Source organism: Pseudobacteriovorax antillogorgiicola (genome assembly GCF_900177345.1).
In the GTDB taxonomy this organism is placed as follows: domain Bacteria; phylum Bdellovibrionota_B; class Oligoflexia; order Oligoflexales; family Oligoflexaceae; genus Pseudobacteriovorax; species Pseudobacteriovorax antillogorgiicola.
This window is the reverse complement of record NZ_FWZT01000011.1, coordinates 1-18,112: the sequence shown is the minus strand read 5'-3', so window position 1 is coordinate 18,112 and position 18,112 is coordinate 1. Positions and strand designations below refer to the sequence as shown.

Here is an 18,112-nt window from a genome sequence, read left to right as displayed (position 1 = left end):
GGTTATTGTATTCGTCCCGATCAAGGAAATCTAGCTAATCTTGATGGCCTAAAACTTTCTTTGAAAGTGGAATGCCCACCCTTTTTTTAAGGGAAGAATCGTCCATTGGGTGACCTGCGACGAACGATAAGAATCCAAAGACATCTGGGTCACCTGTAGGTCGGAGTTATCCCTATTAAGGCTTGTTCGACGTCGCCGTTTTGGGGGTGTGGGGTCCGGAGCACTGAGAATCCCATGGACCACTGAAGTCGTATATAAGAGTCCAAAGCCGATCAAAGCTGTGGATGCGTCTGTTTCCAGGGTGCTGATATAGTTGCTGTTTTCCTCAATGAAAGCGTCTTTCACCTCTTGGCTGAGGGATTCATCAGCTTCCACGCGGCTGTTCTCATCTTCTTCTTTAGCAATTTCAGATTGTCGAGTAATAAAAATTCCTAAAGTTGCGACCTGCCCAAGACCATAGATCGAACCAAAGATGTATTCGCCATTGTAGAACTGAGGGGTTCCAAAGGGCAGAAGGTGCATCATGCTAAAACTACTTTCTTCTTCCACAGGAGGTCTCTTCTTGCGCCGCCGGCGTTTTTTGCGTTTCTTTTTCTTCTTTTTCTTTTCAACTTTTTGTTCTACCGGAGGGCTTGCATCCACGCTGTCGCTCTCTTCGATAATGTCTGCGCCAGTCATCGCACCAGGTGCTGGGGTTGAACTTTTGGGTGGAGGTGTATTACGAACGACAGATTTTAAGGCTTGCACTTTTACAGCATCAAAGAACTTGATAACACTAGGATCCAGAACCTCTTCTTGGAATACAGCCAAACTGGGATCTAATCGAACCGCTTGCATGAAAGACGCCGCCGCTGACTTTCGGTCACCGCGCATAAACTGGGAGATTCCCAGAAACTTAAGGATAAAGCCCTTGTCTTCGGGAGTACTAGCGTTAGTGAAGGCTCGGCGAAAGTGGGTTTCGGCAATAGGAAACTGATTTCGCATGTAGGCCTGATAACCAAGTTCGAAGTATTGTTGACCGCTTCCCTGGGAAATACCAAACTGGCTGGAAAAACCAAGCCACAGAACGAGAAGAAATTGAATGCCTTTTGGAGTCATCCCCGGAACCCTGATAATTTTCTAAGCATATCTTAATTACCTTTCGGATGTTTTACAGTGATGTTAAGGAGTCGAGTCTCTTTAAAAAGGTAGGGGCATGACAAAGAGCATGCTGGCTGGATCCTAATGGAACGAAATCTTTAAGTATGCTCAAGCTTCTTAGGAAAATGCCACTGCCATGTGAACAAGGCGAGGTTTAGATTTTTCTACCCACGTCCGAAGTAAATAGGGGAGGGTTGTGTATGTACGAATACAATTCGGACAAGATACTTCAAAGGCAGAGAGTCTGCTTAAAATGTCGAAGTTTTGTGACTCACGAAAAAATAGACGATTCATCTATGGCCTGCCCTCTTTGTGGCCATCGACCAAAACCACCCAAAGCCAGAACTAACCCCGTGAGTGCCGCTCAAATGAAGGGAATCGTTGCAGAGTTTTATGAGAAGGCTTATGCAAAGCTAAAAGCGAAGCAGGACCAAGGTCGGCAGCCGGGTACCGATTCAAAGCAGAAAAAAAAATCGGAAGATGCTTGATAGGATGTGTCATCAAGAAGCTTTCCGATGGACGTCAGCGAATACCTTGAGAGATTCTTCCAGGAGAGCTTGATGACCGTGGTCCTTATGAATAAACGCGGTAATATATTCTGGAAGAGCTTCTAGCTGTTCTTCGATTGCCGTTGCGCTCACTAAGATCACCGTTTTATCGTCAAAGAACGACGGCATATAAGCAGCGATTTCGATACCGTTGATGTGATCCATCTGGTAATCAACCATGATGATATCATATTCGGCGAGTTGAGATATGAACCCCAGGCTGCTCAGAGAGTCATAGTAGTCTAACGATATACCAGTTTTCTCTGCCTGTTTGAGCATCATGGCACCAAACATGGGATCATCGTCGACCAAAATAATTTTCGGTGATCCTTCCGGATGATTGACTTGGGATTCTTGGCTCATAGGACCTCCTCTTTACTATCATCTCTTCGAGCTATTTTAAGCAAATATTGAGTATAGAACCTTTTTTTGTCGTAATAAAAAGCGAAGGACGAAATTTTACACTCAGATTTCTGGGAAAACTCGGTTCGAGGCCGTCACTGGCCTTGGACTAATGCTTGGTGATTTCCTACAGCTCCTTGTAAACACAAGTAATATTAGTATGGGGATTTTGGCCTACGCTTCGATCACTATTCATTTTCAACAGAAAATTCCGAAATCACATTATCGGGTAAGAATCATACGAATGGTAGATTTCGATGACATGGTCCAGCTCCTGCGAGGCTAAACTCAGGCTTCTAATAGTAGGCGATTTACCAGCTTTTCTATGGGCTGAGTTCTCTCAGTTTGAAATCTATCCGGGTAAGCAACTGATTCATCTGATTCGCGATCAGCAAGACTTTCAGTTGCCGAACTGCGATGCCATTTTACTCACAGATCCACAAGAGTCTGATATCGAGATACTTTCGCAGAACCTTGTAGACCTTGCCCAAGCACCCGTTCTCGTATACACCACAAGTGAAGCCCTGTATTTTCCGCTACTTGCTCTTGGTGTGCAAGATATCGTAAGGCTCGATTCCCACGTGGCTCATGAGAGGGTTATTCGGAAGGCGGTGCTCCGCTTTCAACGGGAGCTTGAATTTCGGTCAGCTGAGTCAGAGCAGGAACTGTTTCTGGCGCGATTGGTTCACGACTTGAGGGCTCCCATTAGCACCATTGTTGGAATTTCTAATCTGTTGCAAGAAGAAACCCATGCTAAAGAGCAGGATCATCGATTAGACGCCTTGGATCGCTCCTCTAAATTCCTTCTGAAGCTAGTAAACCACACTTTGGATGTGGCCAAGATCCGCTCGGGAAAGATCAGTTTAAAATCTGAGGCTTTTACATTTGACTCCATCGTCCAAGACATCGAAGCGATTTTTAGACCAAAGATCATTGAAAAAAATATCAGCCTCGTGCGATCGATTACAGGGCAGGTTTCGAGCATGATTCGCAGTGATCCCGACAAGGTTTCGCAAATACTGATGAACCTCCTATCCAACAGCATTAAGTTTACCCCTCCCGGTGGACAAATAGGATTAGATATACATCTGAAAGAGTCCGTTTCAGGAGTCTCGGCTACCATTCGGGTGTCGGATACTGGGATTGGAATTTCTGAGGAAAACCAAAGGAAGATATTTGATAATTACCAGCAAGCTAGTTCGCACACAAGCCGGCATTTCGGAGGAACCGGCCTGGGTCTTGGAATTGTAAAATCAATCGTCGAGGCATTGAAGGGCTCTATAACCGTTGAGAGCGAACTTGGAAAAGGTAGCACCTTTACCTGCGTTATTCCCTTTGAAATTGATGACTATTCAAAACCGATTATCCTTTGCGCAGCAGAAGAAAGCAGGCTTCATGACTATATGAAAGTTTTTTTCAAGGAAGAGGGTTACCAGGTCTTAAGAGCGCCTACGCTGGCACGGGCCAAGGAATCTCTGGCTAGTGGTGCTGTGGACTTTTTGGTAACCGATCTTTCGTCACCGGATGGGGTAGGGCAAAAACTTATCGATGATGTGGGGCAGAATCTGCCGATTCCCGTGGCTGTGGTCTCATCCAGCTTTTCGGATCAGGATAGGAGCCGCTTCGCAAGCCGGGGAGTTGCAACTTTCTCAAAGGCAGAAGACTTTCGCATGCCGTTGCTACAACACTTTAAAAGTCGGGCCACTAAGCACCCCCAGGTAGATCTGGATTCGATCTCTATTGTAGAACGGCCTTTAAGTATCTTAGTTGCCGATGATGGTGACGATGTGAAGCTTATTTTGCGGGCCTTTTTTAAGAAAACCCAATTTGTAACTGTTTACGTTTCCAACGGCTATGAGGCTGTAGAGATGGCTAAAAAGCAAAAATTCGATTTAGTGCTTTTGGATCTTCACATGCCTATCATGGATGGTGACGAAGCTATCAAATTTATTCGCAATGGCCAAAGTCGCTTCCAGAATGCCGAGCTACCTGTCATAGCGATGACTGCTGCGACTTTAGACCAGGATGTGAAGCGATGCCTTGAACTGGGTTTTACAGCACATCTGCCCAAGCCCCTGGATAAAACACGTCTATTCCAACTCCTAGGCGAGCTTTATCCGCAGCAGACTAGGGCTCAGAAAGCTGGATTGGTATAGTTCGCAAGGATGAGTATCGGCTCGCTAGAAATGCTTCACCAAGTAGCATTGACAGTGATGGTAGGCTGCAAGACTCCTTCGAATACTCCCAAAGAATCCCAAGATTTATAATAAAAATTTTTAATTTTTTTATGTATATTAATAATTGTTTCAAGGTAATTTTATAGAAATGTCATTGACCGAGACATTCGTGCTTGCTAGGAATGAGTCAGATTTCCGTAGGAGGCTACTATGCTTCGGACATTGCCAATTATAATAGTCGCTATGACTGCCCACGCCTGTGGCTTTAAAATTGAAGTGGGTAAAAAGGAACGTGAGCGCCCTGAGTTTATTCCTGACGAGGTAGGCTTGGCGATTGCCGATGTCGATAACCTGGCTATCACTGATGTGGATCGATTTCTGAAGGCCCTAAGAAAACCTGACTCAGATGAAGGTCGCATCCTAGTGGAGGAGTTGAAACAGGGCCTGCGTAGCCGTCTTCGCAAAACTTTTCTGGATCTCGAAAAAAGGGTCATTGAGCTTACTAGCCAGGAGCAGACCATCGATTTTGGTGCAGGTCTTTTTCAAGACCTTAAGCCGGATATCGAGCTCCCCCTGTACGATGTTGACCTCATGCTTTATCCTGATTTTTCCCAACTGGATAGTGTACTTTGGAGTGCAGCATTTCTCGTGGCGGAGCAGGGCTCTTCTGCCAAACTTGATATTAAAGAATTACCGGACCTGGATCTTGTCTCCACCTTATTATTCTATGATATGGGGGTCCTAGTCGAAGGTGGTGGCTACCGGGTAGAGACGGGAGAACACACCCATGTAGTTTCTGATTTCCAGTGGCAGCTTATCGAGGAACCTGACGCACCTTTGGTGGAGTACCGCAAAAGTCGCATTGTCATGGACTATGTAGAGAGACAGGACATGAAATCCGTGTCATTGAACTGGGATATCATTCCCGAAGATGAGAGAGCGATCTTATACAGTCTTACAATGAACCTCAGCCTTGGTTCATCTGTAATACAGTCGTCTTTGATTTTGGGAAGGCGTCAGCCGGAAGGAAGCTGGCTAAGTCAGTCGTTCAAAAAAGTCATTGATATCGAGCGAACCGATAATGGCTTATTGGTTTGGCGAGAGCGGTGGCTTGATCATCAGGGTGAATATGATAAAACTGCTTCTATCGACCTTAAAGCGGGAATCGCAACGTTGTTGGAGGACCAGTCATCGCAAGTCAGCCTAAATCTCAACCCCGGATCGCCATAATTGGCCCAGGAGCGATTGGCTCCATGATCGTTTTCTATTGTCAACAGGTTGGTCTTCAGCCTACTCTCATAGGGCGTCAAGGGTCTATCGCCTATGACTTTAAGGTATACGATGGCAAGCAGGGAACTCATCGCATCGTAGGTGGGCCAGCAAGTCTCGATGAGTTTGACTTCTGCTTTATTGCTGTGAAGTCTTATCAGGTGAAAGCTGCACTAGAATCTCACCAGTTTGTGCGCTCTACTCCGTGCCGGATCATTTGCAATGGCCTCCTCGATCCCAAGCTCAATCCATATCCTGAATTTCGTGAGGGACTTTGGCAACTAGGAACGACTAATATTGGAGTGAAGGGCTCGCAACGAGGCTCTTGGGTAATTCAGAATCAAGGAGGCTTGCTTGCTTGGGGTGGTGCTGAAGCTCGTGACATTGATCGATTGATGGCAGCACGGCTTGCACCGTTCGGCTTTCAATGTCGCACTGACTGTGACCGACTGCGTCGTGAGAAGTGGCTTTTTAATACCGTTATGAATAGCTTGTGCGGTAAGTATCGACTAAGCTCCAATGGTGAACTTAAGAACATTTCTACAGAAGTAGATCTCGTCTATGAGGAAGCTTTCAGATTGGGGCAGGATCTATTCGGGCCTTGGGATAGGCCTCGCCTAGATCTAAGGCAGGATCTATTCGAATTGATTGACTCGACTTCTGAAAATGAAAACTCCATGGCGCGGGATATTCGGTTGGGTCGAAAAACAGAGACCAGTGACCTGGCTGGGCTGGTAGACGGTCAAAATCCTAGCGATTTTCCAAAGCTATTCGAATTACATGAGCATTTAAATAACAGTTGTTAAACACTAGCTTTGGTCAGCTTTCTTCGAAGCTTTGATAAGAGCATCGGGAATCCGTTCCAAGGGCAGAACTTTGTCGCTGGCACCGATTTCAAATGCCACCTTAGGCATTCCATAAACAACACTTGTTGCCTCGTCTTGAGTAAATGTTTTAGCGCCACTTTTTTTCATCTGTAGCAGTCCTTTAGCGCCATCAGAGCCCATGCCAGTAAGCAATACTCCTAGTAACTTTTCGGGAACAACCTCTGCAAGAGAATTAAATAGCACATCGACACTTGGCCTGTGGCCATTGACCTTTTCACCCTCGAATACGCTAATCTTGTAATGTCCACCACGCTTGACCACCTTCATCTGAAAATTCCCTGGAGCAACAATGGCAAGCCCTGGCCGCAGTACATCTCCATCCACAGCCTCTTTTACATCGATTTCACAGAGTTTGTTTAAGCGATCAGCAAACTGTTTGGAGTAGAACTCAGGTATGTGCTGAACGATGACGATGGGTGGCATGTCATGGGGCAGCTTGGTTAGCACTTTTGTGATTGCTTCAGTCCCTCCTGTCGAGGCACCGAGACCCACAATAAACTGGTTATCTAGCTTACTCGTGGTGCGGGATCTTGAGTTGGAGTCATGACCTACAGTTCTACCTACATTGTGAAGCTTTGAAGCCAAAACCTCACGATCCTGCTCAGTGAGGACCTTGGTTCGAAAAACAATATAGTCTCTAGCTCCCGCGTCCAAAGCTTGATTGATTTTCTCACTTTCATCTTGGTCTGTGGTTGCAATTAAGGTGGCAACATCCGTTTCGGCTAGAATCCTACGAAGGAATCGCGATGCGTTTATTTCTAGGATCAAAAGGTTTGCTTGCTTGCCTTTGATTTTGGCGATGGCTTCGTCGGCTGATGTTATGACATCAAAGCCAACTGATTTGCACCCAGGGAAATTATTAATTACGGAGCGAAGGTCGGATCCGAGTTTCAGAGATGATTGCAAGGTGATGATTCTGAGGTCGTCTTCGGCAGTAGGACTCATTCGGTTTAGAGAAACTGCGTGAGTGACAGATTCAGCAAGGTTCCGAGGTTGCGGTGGGACTGAAGATAGTCGCTCAGAGCGTGATGTTTGAGTCAGATTCGGGGGTGTTCTTGGAATACTGCTGGTGCCTGGCTTCAACTTTGATGTGTCGGTCCGAATGTTGACTACTTTCTCTTCATCAGATTTCTGGTAGACGGACTTACCCAGGTGCTCGACGGTGAGCTTAGCTCCCAATAGGGACTCTGAAACTCCTATAATAAAAAGTCCATGCTCTTCCATACTGTTGAGAATATTTCTGGATATGGACTCGATCTCTTTGACTGTAAAGTAGATAAAGACATTTCGACAGAAAACGACATCAAACTTATTAGGAAAGCGTTCGTTTTTAAGTTCCAAGAGATTTATAGTTCGAAAGTTACAGCTTTCTTTGAGTTGCGACCTCACCTTGGAAAAATCGGAAATCTGGCCCTTGCCCCGAATCCAGTGATTGGATCGGTAGGTTATGGGAACTCTCCCTAGCTCGTCGTTAGAGTAAACCCCATTTTCAGCCCAGTTCACTGAGGCTTGATCTACATCGCTAAATAGGATTTTATATTTAAGAGTGCAGCGGAGCTGCTTGAGGTGGTAATCTAGAAACATTGCTAGGGTATAACCCTCTTGGCCTTTTGAGCAGGCTGCACACCAGAAGTAAAGAGTGTCGCGGCCTTGAGATATTACATTCTCAATTAGTTTTGGCAAGGCTTCTTCAAGGTAATCAAAGTGAACCTGTTCACGAAAGAAAAAGGTGTGATGGGTTGTCAAGAGGGAAATTAGGACAGGAACTTCGTCTTCTTCATTTCCTTGAAGGTACTCCCAGTACTGAGCAGGAGTTAAACCGCCCATGTTGCGCAGATGCTTGCTCAGGCGAGATAGTACTAAGGAGTACTGTTTCTCACCGAGCTGAACCCCCGTAATCTTCGAAATCTTTTGGGCAATGGCTTCAAAGATTTGCCGATCGTTTTGTTGGGCTGCTGCTCCCAAGTGCTTCTCCGGCCTTAGCTAGCTTTGTCCACTTCCTTTTGTCGAATGAGTTCTCGATCTTTATTATCTAGAATCTTATCGACGTCAAGGAATAGGACTAGATTTTTGTCATTTTTGTAACATCCCGTTACAAATTCAGTAGATGTGTTTGATTCTATTTCTGGTGGTGGGGCAAAGTCTTCCCCTTCTACTGCGATCACCCTGTTGATTGAATCAACGACAACGCCAAGGTGAGTATAATCAAGGTCAATGATGATAACTGCGGTTTCAGAATTCTCGGTAAGCGGCTCGATTTTCATCCGCCTTCGAAGGTCGATCACAGATAGAACCTGGCCACGAAGATTCATGATGCCTAGGAAATAATCTGGTGTGAATGGAACTTTTGTGGTCTCAGGAACTGCAATCACTTCTTTAACTGAAAGCAGTGGCACAGCGAACTGTTCTTTACCGAGGTTGAACTCCAGAAATCGATCGTGATCGCTCAGATGGCTGTTCTTAATCTCGTTATTGACTTGGCTAGTCATATCTTCGCTCATGCAGATATCCTTTCTACGTGAAGGTCTGGCTTTGCTTTACGCTTGATTAGGTTTGCGAGTTCGACGATCAGGGCAGGTTTGCCATCCCCAAGAATTGTACTGCCACTAAACTCTTTAAGGCTTTGTACTTCGTTGCCCAGATTTTTTATTACAATTTGTTGTCGGCCGAGAATTTCGTCGACGACGATGGCAAAATTTTTCTCTTGGGATTTAGCGATTAGGGCGATCTGTTCTTCAGGTTTTTGGTGTTCTTTGACTTCAAAAAGATCTTCGAAGCGGAATACAGGAAGGCGATCACCGCGAAGGGTCAGTACCTCGCCAAGAGCTGTCGATTTTGAGATTTCTCGGTCGGTTACTTTCACAGACTCCTGAATGTCTCCCAGTGGAATGACGAATTTGTCTTCACCTGAGAGCACCACTGTGCCTTCAATGATTGAGAACGTTTGGGGAAGCGTGATCTTAAAACGACTCCCTTTGCCAAGCTCAGACCTTATTTCGATTTCTCCTGACATCTGCTTAATGTTGTTGTTAACCACATCCATGCCAACTCCTCGTCCGGAGATGTCGGTAACCTGATCTTTTGTAGAAAAGCCAGGGTGGAAGATCAGGTTGTGAAGATCTTGGGTGCTCATTTTTTGATTTTCTGTGATGATGCCGAGACCAATGGCCTTTTTTCTGACACGCTCGGCGTCAATGCCACCGCCATCGTCTTCGATGTAGAAGACGAGTCGTCCGCTTTCGTGACAAGCTCGAAGGGTGATTGTGCCCTCAGGATCTTTGCTATTGCCTTGACGAATGTCTGGCATCTCGATCCCGTGATCCACAGCATTCCGAATAATATGAACTAAGGGATCACCTACCAAGTCGAGAATGGATTTATCAACTTCAACATCTTCACCAATGACAACAAAGTTCACCTGCTTTCCAAGTTTCGCTGAAGTATCACGAACGATTCGTCGCATTTTCTGAAATATGGGTTTCACGGGCAGCATGCGAAGAGATACCGAGACATCCTGGACATCCTTGCTGATCTTGTACAGCTGCTTGACAGTACTCTCTAAATTGGTCCCTGCGAATTGATACATTTGCTCTTCGAGAACGGTCAGAAGAATTGCCATCTCGCCAATGTTATTTACCAATCGATCAATACGTTCTTGAGAGACTTTGATCTGCTCCTGAGGCTTTTTCCGCTGGGCAGGTGCTGCTTGGCTAGCTCGCTTTTCAGGCTCACTGGGAGGTTCTGGAGTGGGCTTGGAATTTTGCTGAGGAGCTTGGGCAACTTGAGCTTGCTTCGGCTCTTCCTTTGGTTCGTCTTCATCGTCGTCAAAGAAACCAAAACCAGTAGCCGGTTTTGTAGGCGCTGCTTTTTTGGCGTCGATTCCTTGCATTAAACGAAGCTGTTCAAAGAGGTCGTCGGAATCAAACTCGGCATTGAGATTTTCTTTAAGCGTTTCAATCATGGTCTTAATGTGATCGTTGCACTTCAACAGGACGCTGATGACGTCGCGGGATGCTGGGATCTGATGCTCTTTCACCTTCAGCAGCAGGGCCTCGACTTCATGAGTGAATTTGCCTACTTGATTTAGTCCTACCGCCATGGAGCTGCCTTTGAGGCTGTGGGCCGCACGGAAAACTTGGTCGATCACCATGGAGTCATCAGGGCCATCTTCGAGACTCAGAAGGCCCGCCTCCATCTCTTCGATGAACTCATCTGCCTCTCCCAAAAACGTTTGAATCAGCAATTCCATTTCTGAGTTATCAAACACTTGACCCACCTTTACTCTCCCTTGGAAGACTCGATGTATATGAAGCTTCAATCAGAAAGGCTATCGGAACGTAATGACAAGCAATGAGGTCAAGTTTTGTTCACCGGATATACATCACCGAAAGAATTAAGCGAACCTTAGCCGCTAGGGATTGTCGTTCTCAGGTAAGGTTAAGCACCCGACGGGGAGGCGCTTTGATATCTCAGTTAAGTTTTGCTTTTTGGGGGATGATCAAAGTTACGGAGGTGGTCCCTTGCGGAGAGCTCGGAGTTTGATCGATCCTGAGGGAGCCTCCAAACCGTTCGATAACAAGTCGGCAAACGGAGAGTGAAAACCCTCCTTCCTTATTGCCCAACTGGGTGGCAGGCCTGGCTACAAAATCGAATTTATAGAGATTCTGCAAGGTTTCAGGGCTAAACATGGAGCCGCTGTTGGTCACTTGAAAGCGCAACTGATCATTTTCTAAGCGTGTTTCGGCTGTTACGGTGCCTCCCGCCTCTGAAAAGCGGATAGCGTTATGCAATAGGCAGCCAAAACAGGCTTGCTTTAGAATGAGCTGGTCACCTTCGAAGGTGTCGTCAGATGAAACATGGTCAATATACTCCATGGTAACCTGCCTGGCGTTTGCCATGTCTAGGTATAGAATCCTCAGATCCTGTAGAAAATTTTCAATATTGATGGGCTCGATAGTCAATCGCGATGGCTCCTGAATTGCTTCAAAGGCTCTCAAATTGATTAGTACGCGGTTAATTGAATCTGTCGCCCGAACAATTTTGGGCCAAAGCTCTTTTAATTTTTCTGGCTTTTTGTCGAACACCCCGCTTTCAGCAATTTGGGCAGACCCCAGAATGAGGGTCAGAGGGTTACTAATATCGTGACAAGCCACGCGGATCAGGTTTTTATATGAGATTTGGCTCCCCAACTCATTCTGATTGGCTTTGGCGATCCTCGCTCGCAGGAGGGTCATGCTGAGGACCACAGGGGGGCTCAGAATGATGAGGCTATAAAGAGGTGAACTAGGGGTTTCCGACTGGCTTAGGACAAACGAACCGAAGATAAGTGGTGCCAGGCTTAACCCCAGCCAAGATATAGCCTGCTGGCTGAGTGTATGATAACACGTTACGGCGACTCCATAGCTAATCATCACCGCCCAGGCAGGTAAGTCAGACATTAAGCACAGGGACCAGGCGGCGAAGCAACTGACAAACAGCATGCCTTGCCTCGACCAAGCGGCTGGAATCTTCACAAGATACACACCAACGGCTAAAAGTAGAGCTAATGCGAGCCAAGGGCCCATAGCATTCTTCGTCAGACCAAGTAGAAACACCGGCAAAATCGTGCCTGCAAGATAGATAGCTGTAGGAGAGCTTGCAAGGGTTTTAGGAGAATATTCGAGCAATTTAGTTAACGGTGGAAAGCCCTGGCTACTTGTTTGAGTACGAGAAGGCATACAGCAGCTACCTCAAATATAGTAAGAAATGCAAACTGGTCTTTCAGTTTCATGAATACGTCGTGGTTTGTCAATCTGTTGATAATTTTTTGGAAAACCGACCATTCTTGAGGAATGCCTCATGGTATCGAAATCGCGTTTTCAGAATAGTTTACCCTGAATGCGTATATTTGAATGACTTATTAAGATACTGTAATTAAAGGGGTATATCGGTGTTTATTAAGAATCGCCTATTCTATTCCGATAAGGATTGAAGGGACGTTTGGAAAATCGGGAGAATAAGTATGATACGACTGACTCTTGTGAGCTTGTCGCTATTGGCATGTAATCCAGCCGAAAATGCGGAAAACTCTGAAACTGGATTTCAGGGTGGAGAGAATCAAGAGGCCCCAAGTCAGGAGCTTGGCCCAGACGTAAATGTTGATACCCAAGCTGCTGATGTTGTCGCAGCTGTTCCTGATTTGTTTGAGGTTGTTCCTGGCGAAGAGCAAGTTGCTTTTTTAGCATTTACCAGCTGCCTCGATCTTAAGACCAAAAATCCCGAAGCGCCCAGTGGAAAATACCAGCTATATCAGAGGGACGAGGCCGGGCAGCTCACAAAATTTGATGCCCACTGTGATATGGATGAGGACGGTGGATGGACTATGGTCTTGAACTATGTTCACTTAGGAGGAACAAACCCCCCAACGCAAACCTTAACGGATCGCTTTCCTCAATTTGATAAAAATAATCTTGGTGATGACGAACAGAATACAGAGTTTTTCGGTCATGTGAACCCAGCGTTCCTGAGTCTCTGGACATTTACCGAGCTTCGTTTCTTCTGTCGAACCAATGCTCATAATCGCGTGATTCACTTTAAAACTGATGCAGCAACTTGTATTGATTACCTCAAAACTGGGGTCGGTAACTGTGATGACGTTCGAAACAGCTTCACCCCCTTAACAGGACATATTGGTGATATTCCGGGGGTTTCTAATAATGGCCTGGTTGATCAGCAGCAACTAGCGATGACCCAAAGAACGTTTCGAGACAATAACGGCACGAGAAACTGGGATATTCGTGGTGGAGTTGATGAGGATGATTGGGAATGTGATGATGATGTTGATAATCAATCCAGCAGTACCATCCATCGGATTTGGTTTCGATAAATTACGACTCCTAAAAAAAGGAATGTAGCTTATGGAAAGTTACGAGCCAGCCTTTGCTTCGGACTCCAGGGCAAGCCATGACTTCGCTTTGATTTGGTGCGGTATCGCATTGACTTGATAAAATGGTTTAGTTGATCAAACCAGGCATCGATCTGCTCAGCTTTAAAATATAAAAAGCTTACCTCACCTAACATATGGCAGCGAGATACTGAAAGCTGCTGGAGTCGGTCGCCCCAAGGACTTGGCTCATAGGGAATGCGTAGCTTTTTCTGAACATTGAAAAAGCGATTGGTAGCAATCAAATAATCGGGTCGATAGCGATGGACCTTGTTTTGAACTTTTAGTCTCACGTCAACAAATGAACCATTATCAAGAAAGTTTAGTAAGCTGGCCGATTCAATAACCTTGACCCTTTCTTTCATGTGATCCGTTGCAAGGAACGGATCTTCGGTGGATAGATAAGAAAGATACTCGGCGATTCTGGGGTGAGATGTAACGGTGCGATTGATTTCCTGTCCATAGTTGGTTTGCTGGCTCAGGCGACTACTAACCCAGATCACTTCATAGCCTAGCTTTTCCAGGACCTGGGCAGCGATTAAGCTAAAGAGGTCGCCACCGAGGATCATGATCGACTCATTCACTATGTTTCACCTTTAGATTGTGCTCATGAATCTAATGATGCCAAATTCAGCGAAAGCGCGTCAATCAAAAGCTACCATCGAATCGATGAGGTGATCTCCTACGAGACTTCTGCCAAGAAATGTCATGGCTTGTGACGTGTAAGCCACCTGCCAGCAGCCGTGGTGATCGGTAGCGACCCAGCCGTAGGACCGCTGCAGGGCCTTGGCCTCGTGGTAAGTTTTTTGTCCGGCCTCCTCCAATGACATACCATCTCGAACTCGGCTCTCTAACCGCGCTGCTACAGCATCATCGACGATCTCTTCGCCAATACCAGTGACAGTCACGGCAGCGAAACGGCTGGCATAGTTCCCGGCGACGGTACCAGAGTCACTGATCCGGCCAGGAGTTTCAAAACCTCGTCCACCTGTGCTCGACCCAGCGAAAACCCCATCTCGGGGATGATAAAGCACGCAACCCACCGTATCATGATCAGGCATGGCCTCACGAATGTCCTTGAGCCACGCATCCAGGCGCTTCGGCACGACTAAGTTTTCAAACGGCAAGGCAAGTTCTTGGGCAAGCCTTTGGTGCCCAGGGGCTGTAAGGACTCGGGATGATTTTTCTTGAAGTCGTCGAGCTAGTTTCGAAGGATGGCGTATACCTTCAAGAGACATCACTGCGGAAAAGCTCTGCTGAGGACCTGACATCACAGACGTCGTAAGTCTGGCTTGACCATCTGCCTGAAGTGCAGATCCCAGTCCAGCATTAAATTCTGGATGATCTTCCAGAAGCATCAAGCCTTCTGTGATAAAGTCAATTCCACTCTGATAGGGTTTCATTTCAAGTATCTTACCCAACTCTATTAATGCACTGGTGGCTTTATGGACCCAGGGCTTCGATGGGTCCATCGGGCCAGCGCCACCATGGAGAAGATAAAAGGCTTCACTATGGCTACCATTGACAATCATAAGTGCTCCGTAAATGAGATCTTGCAGGGTGCCTACGATAGGTGGGAATGACGAAGCAATGCAACTCGAAATCGGTAGTTCCTGATTCGGGAGCAACTTATCTTTTAAGTTGAACAACAAAGCAGGTTTGTGGGAAGTCTGCTCTAAGATAGAGTTTGCCGCCATGGTTTGCCACAACACCCCTTGCGATGCTCAAGCCTAGCCCTTTCCTTTGATCTGAACTTTTAGTGGTAAAAAATGGATCGAAGATTCTGGATTGGTGAGAGATAGATATGCCAGGCCCGTTGTCGATCACAGAAACCTCTACCATGGTGACTGTTTGTTTGAATTCGATGGCGATGGTTTTGCTTTCCTGGTCACGAACAGCATCGAGGGCGTTGTCGATAAGTATCAAAATACACTGCATAATCTGCGATTGGTTACAGTTTATAAAAGTATCAGGAATGGGCTGGGTTGTTAAGTGAACTCCAAGGCTATTTAAGCGCTCCCGACTTAAATCCAAGGCGAACTGAATAGTTTCTCGAATATTGTGTGAACTGAATTCGACTTTTGCAAAATCATCTTGTGAGTAGGCCTTCAAAGCATCAATGACTGACAGAACGCGTTTCACAGCACTGCCAATTTTTTCGAGGGACACCTTGATGTCATTCATATTGAGGGCTTTGGAGCGGACCATCGAAGACAATCGGTATTGATGGCCAGCGATGATTGCGAGCGGATTATTAAGCTCGTGGGCGAGACCGTTGGTCAGAGTTCCGAGTGAGGCGATTCTAAATTCCTGAAAAAGGCTGCTTTCATCTGGCTCGGCACTTGCTTGCTTTGCTAAAACGAGAGGTGCGTCTTTGCTATCAGGTGTGACGGAGCTTTCCATGCCTGCTCCTTGTGGCGTTGGATGTGCTGGTTCGGACTGTCTCTTCGCACCACTTTGATACAAAAGTGCTCCGTAGTAGTTGACGATCACAAGGAAAAATAAATAGAGATAAGCTTCCAATGATTCAGCATCTGCAAATCCCCAGCGAATCAAACTACTTGATGAAATCAGCCCGCCTTGCAATACCAGTGGTAGAGCAAATAGCCATACAGCTCTATCTCGTTTGGATAGAAGGGAGACGAGAATAAGAAGGTTAGCAAGAAACCCTAAGATATTAAGTAGATAGGAAACGGTTACACTTGAGTGAATGTCGATCAAGGAAAGCGGCAGAAAGAGCAGAGCCAGCCATGAAAAAAACTTCATGATGGATCTCACCTGATGGGCTGTGTTCAGAGTCGGTGCAAAAGAGAAGTACCGAGCCATGCATACAATGTACAGGGTTTCAAATAGAGTGATGCTCCAAAGGTTCCACCAAGAAGCGAAAGTTGGATCACTAAACCCTAAATAGCCCAATGCCCTTGCAATAAGGGCGATAGAAAAGAGTGAGCCAATGCTAAAAATGAAGCATAGTCGATCGGATCGGGCAAGACTCAAGATGAAGCCTACCAGCAAAAGAGAGCCAATCGCCCCGATAATGGCACCGTGAAACGATCTGGTCTCTGATAGCCGAACCTTAAATGTTTCCTGATCTTGAAGCTTGATTTTTATGTGGTTTAAATAGGTTTTTTCGAGCTTAATTAATATGATTCGCTTGGCACCTGGTGGCAGATTGAGGGAAAAATTATGGCTAAATCCACTCACCTTTGAAGAGCGGACCGAAGACTCCATGCCCAAGCGAAAACTACTTTCTAGCTTTCTATCTTTCACAATGAAAACTTGGAATTGATCGATCAGGCTTGGCACTACGTGAAAAAAAACATTTTTCTGAAGAGGTAGGTGGTTGGTTATCGACGATTTGAGCCAATAGAATTGCGGTTCATCGTGATCTTCAAATGAAACGTTGTAAGCCTGCCAGCTTTCAGCAGAAAGAGCTTCATCCCAATCAGTCGCCGGAGAGGCTAAAATTTGCCATGCAGACTGCGATTCAAAGTCGAATCGGTATTTCGTTATTTTAATGTCGGATCGCGATTCCCCAGCTATAGCAATTATACCAGCCGAGAAAAGTAGCCATCGTGTTACGAATCGCAAGTCAGCCTCAAAGAGTTGTTCGATTCATTATCGACATTTGTCAATAGGAGATAAGTTCGTGCATTTGGCGTTTTTTGAAGGAGTAGAAAAAATTCGAGGCCGATAGAAAATTTACCGGCCTCTCTAAAGATGGGATTATTTAGACTTCAGATATTCATCTGATAATGGACTCGATGCATAAATCATCCTATGACTTGCTTCGATAATAAGACCTTAGGAAAAAAAGGATGGTTTGTGCAAGGCAAGTTGTTTAGTTGCAAAAACTTCCTTTTCAAGGTGAGCGATTGAATTGGGGTGTCAAAATCAAGCTGTAATAATATCAATAACTTATAATTTATCGTGTGCTCACAATGAGTTCCCGGTGAGCATGTTTGAATTCCCGTTCAAAATCTAGAATTCTTAGTAAGATTACTAGCGAGGCCTTAAGTTCTACAGGAAAGACCGACGATACAGGATGTGGCAGCCAACGTTTAGAGAAAGGAACGGCTATGGTTAACTACACGCCGCACTTGGTGCGGGAAGAAACAAATCAGTTTGAAGAACCCATCGCGACCATCATGGATCGGTCGTATCTTTGGTTTGAAGCCGCCTCGTCCATTGAGACTGCCATCGATAAAATCGTCGCAGCGAACATAACGGGAGCACCGGTTCTAAATAAAGAGAAGCGCCTCGTGGGCTTTCTTTCGCAGAAGGACTGCTTGAAGCTAGCAACTCAATTGCGATATCTTAACGAACAACCCCGCTTTGTCGAAGACTACATGAGCCACGATATTTATAGTATGAATCAAAAAACAACGATATTTCATGCCATTCAATCGTTTATCGATCGATGGTTTCATGCTTATCCGGTTACAGATGATGATGGACATGTGGTAGGAGTGTTAAGTCGCAATAAAGTACTTGAATTCGTCAATCAGCAAAGCCAAACAGCGTGGAAAGGAAAAAAAGCCAGCTAAGCTAGCTTGCTCTCCTATGGTTTAACATTTCCCGCCAGAATTCCCCCACTAGAGTCTAAACCCTGCTAAGGGTGTCCAGATTTAGTGGGGGATGGAAAGGCGAATTGTGATCCGAGCCAAAGCGAGGTGAGCAATCATTCTGTAGGCTTTTCCTGATTTTCTATATATTGCTTGATGACATCTATAGGTGCTCCCCCCGCTGATAACAAGCAATAGGCTC

General features: G+C 45.8%; 15 protein-coding genes. 6 read left to right on the top strand and 9 right to left on the bottom strand.

From position 1 onward, the window contains the following. Window positions 1-48: 48 nt before the first annotated feature. Window positions 49-1,098, bottom strand: a complete 1,050-nt coding sequence (locus B9N89_RS15145; RefSeq protein ID WP_132320259.1) for a tetratricopeptide repeat protein — start codon at window positions 1,096-1,098, stop codon at window positions 49-51. 242 nt (window positions 1,099-1,340) lie between these two features. On the opposite strand from B9N89_RS15145, the gene B9N89_RS15140 reads away from it, so the two are divergent. After that, on the top strand, window positions 1,341-1,628 hold the full coding sequence (locus B9N89_RS15140; RefSeq protein WP_132320261.1) for a hypothetical protein: 288 nt from the start codon (window positions 1,341-1,343) through the stop codon (window positions 1,626-1,628). 12 nt (window positions 1,629-1,640) lie between these two features. Here B9N89_RS15140 and B9N89_RS15135 read toward each other — a convergent pair whose 3' ends face one another. Then, entirely contained in the window at window positions 1,641-2,051 is a 411-nt protein-coding gene (locus tag B9N89_RS15135; protein ID WP_132320263.1) for a response regulator, read from the bottom strand. A gap of 296 nt (window positions 2,052-2,347) precedes the next feature. On the opposite strand from B9N89_RS15135, the gene B9N89_RS15130 reads away from it, so the two are divergent. From B9N89_RS15130 to B9N89_RS15120, 3 genes are all read left to right on the top strand, one after another. Further along, window positions 2,348-4,246 (top strand): hybrid sensor histidine kinase/response regulator, encoded by a 1,899-nt coding sequence (locus tag B9N89_RS15130; RefSeq protein ID WP_132320265.1) that lies wholly within the window; start codon window positions 2,348-2,350, stop codon window positions 4,244-4,246. Between the two features lie 231 nt (window positions 4,247-4,477). Further along, window positions 4,478-5,497, top strand: coding sequence for a hypothetical protein (locus B9N89_RS15125; protein WP_132320267.1), 1,020 nt, complete (start codon window positions 4,478-4,480; stop codon window positions 5,495-5,497). A 23-nt stretch (window positions 5,498-5,520) separates the two neighbouring features. Continuing rightward, the gene (locus B9N89_RS15120) at window positions 5,521-6,342 is read left to right on the top strand and encodes a ketopantoate reductase family protein (RefSeq protein WP_132320269.1); all 822 of its coding nucleotides are present in this window, start codon (window positions 5,521-5,523) and stop codon (window positions 6,340-6,342) included. 3 nt (window positions 6,343-6,345) lie between these two features. Here the strand turns inward: B9N89_RS15120 and B9N89_RS15115 are convergent, their stop codons facing one another. The 4 genes from B9N89_RS15115 to B9N89_RS15100 all read right to left on the bottom strand — a co-directional run bounded on the left by B9N89_RS15115 (window position 6,346) and on the right by B9N89_RS15100 (window position 12,140). Continuing rightward, on the bottom strand, window positions 6,346-8,388 hold the full coding sequence (locus B9N89_RS15115) for a chemotaxis protein CheB (protein WP_132320271.1): 2,043 nt from the start codon (window positions 8,386-8,388) through the stop codon (window positions 6,346-6,348). Window positions 8,389-8,402: 14 nt separating this feature from the next. Then, window positions 8,403-8,924 carry a chemotaxis protein CheW gene (locus B9N89_RS15110; protein WP_132320273.1) on the bottom strand — a complete coding sequence of 174 codons (522 nt, stop codon included), beginning with the start codon at window positions 8,922-8,924 and terminating at the stop codon, window positions 8,403-8,405. Next, window positions 8,921-10,699, bottom strand: a complete 1,779-nt coding sequence (locus tag B9N89_RS15105) for a chemotaxis protein CheA (protein ID WP_132320275.1) — start codon at window positions 10,697-10,699, stop codon at window positions 8,921-8,923. Before B9N89_RS15105 ends, B9N89_RS15110 begins: the two co-directional genes overlap by 4 nt. A 193-nt stretch (window positions 10,700-10,892) precedes the next feature. Then, window positions 10,893-12,140 carry a sensor histidine kinase gene (locus B9N89_RS15100; protein ID WP_132320277.1) on the bottom strand — a complete coding sequence of 416 codons (1,248 nt, stop codon included), beginning with the start codon at window positions 12,138-12,140 and terminating at the stop codon, window positions 10,893-10,895. A gap of 284 nt (window positions 12,141-12,424) precedes the next feature. Between B9N89_RS15100 and B9N89_RS15095 the strand changes: the two genes are divergently transcribed. Next, window positions 12,425-13,288 (top strand): fibrinogen-like YCDxxxxGGGW domain-containing protein, encoded by an 864-nt coding sequence (locus tag B9N89_RS15095; protein WP_132320279.1) that lies wholly within the window; start codon window positions 12,425-12,427, stop codon window positions 13,286-13,288. 29 nt (window positions 13,289-13,317) lie between these two features. Here the strand turns inward: B9N89_RS15095 and B9N89_RS15090 are convergent, their stop codons facing one another. From B9N89_RS15090 to B9N89_RS15080, 3 genes are read right to left on the bottom strand one after another with little or no spacing between them, the layout of a single operon-like run. Then, window positions 13,318-13,929 carry a hypothetical protein gene (locus B9N89_RS15090; RefSeq protein WP_132320281.1) on the bottom strand — a complete coding sequence of 204 codons (612 nt, stop codon included), beginning with the start codon at window positions 13,927-13,929 and terminating at the stop codon, window positions 13,318-13,320. Window positions 13,930-13,989: 60 nt separating this feature from the next. Next, on the bottom strand, window positions 13,990-14,994 hold the full coding sequence (locus tag B9N89_RS15085; RefSeq protein WP_207912289.1) for an isoaspartyl peptidase/L-asparaginase: 1,005 nt from the start codon (window positions 14,992-14,994) through the stop codon (window positions 13,990-13,992). Continuing rightward, window positions 14,975-16,936, bottom strand: a complete 1,962-nt coding sequence (locus B9N89_RS15080; RefSeq protein WP_132320285.1) for a sensor histidine kinase — start codon at window positions 16,934-16,936, stop codon at window positions 14,975-14,977. Before B9N89_RS15080 ends, B9N89_RS15085 begins: the two co-directional genes overlap by 20 nt. Before the next feature lie 371 nt (window positions 16,937-17,307). Here B9N89_RS15080 and B9N89_RS15075 point away from each other — a divergent pair, with 371 nt between their 5' ends. Further along, entirely contained in the window at window positions 17,308-17,892 is a 585-nt protein-coding gene (locus B9N89_RS15075) for a CBS domain-containing protein (RefSeq protein ID WP_132320287.1), read from the top strand. Window positions 17,893-18,112: the final 220 nt, after the last annotated feature.

Excerpts from the sequence above, each read along its gene's own strand:
- B9N89_RS15145 (WP_132320259.1), bottom strand. The coding sequence starts at position 1,098 with ATGACTCCAAAAGGCATTCAATTTCTTCTCGTTCTGTGGCTTGGTTTT.
- B9N89_RS15140 (WP_132320261.1), top strand. The coding sequence starts at position 1,341 with ATGTACGAATACAATTCGGACAAGATACTTCAAAGGCAGAGAGTCTGC.
- B9N89_RS15135 (WP_132320263.1), bottom strand. The coding sequence starts at position 2,051 with ATGAGCCAAGAATCCCAAGTCAATCATCCGGAAGGATCACCGAAAATT.
- B9N89_RS15130 (WP_132320265.1), top strand. The coding sequence starts at position 2,348 with ATGACATGGTCCAGCTCCTGCGAGGCTAAACTCAGGCTTCTAATAGTA.
- B9N89_RS15125 (WP_132320267.1), top strand. The coding sequence starts at position 4,478 with ATGCTTCGGACATTGCCAATTATAATAGTCGCTATGACTGCCCACGCC.
- B9N89_RS15120 (WP_132320269.1), top strand. The coding sequence starts at position 5,521 with ATGATCGTTTTCTATTGTCAACAGGTTGGTCTTCAGCCTACTCTCATA.
- B9N89_RS15110 (WP_132320273.1), bottom strand. The coding sequence starts at position 8,924 with ATGAGCGAAGATATGACTAGCCAAGTCAATAACGAGATTAAGAACAGC.
- B9N89_RS15100 (WP_132320277.1), bottom strand. The coding sequence starts at position 12,140 with ATGCCTTCTCGTACTCAAACAAGTAGCCAGGGCTTTCCACCGTTAACT.
- B9N89_RS15095 (WP_132320279.1), top strand. The coding sequence starts at position 12,425 with ATGATACGACTGACTCTTGTGAGCTTGTCGCTATTGGCATGTAATCCA.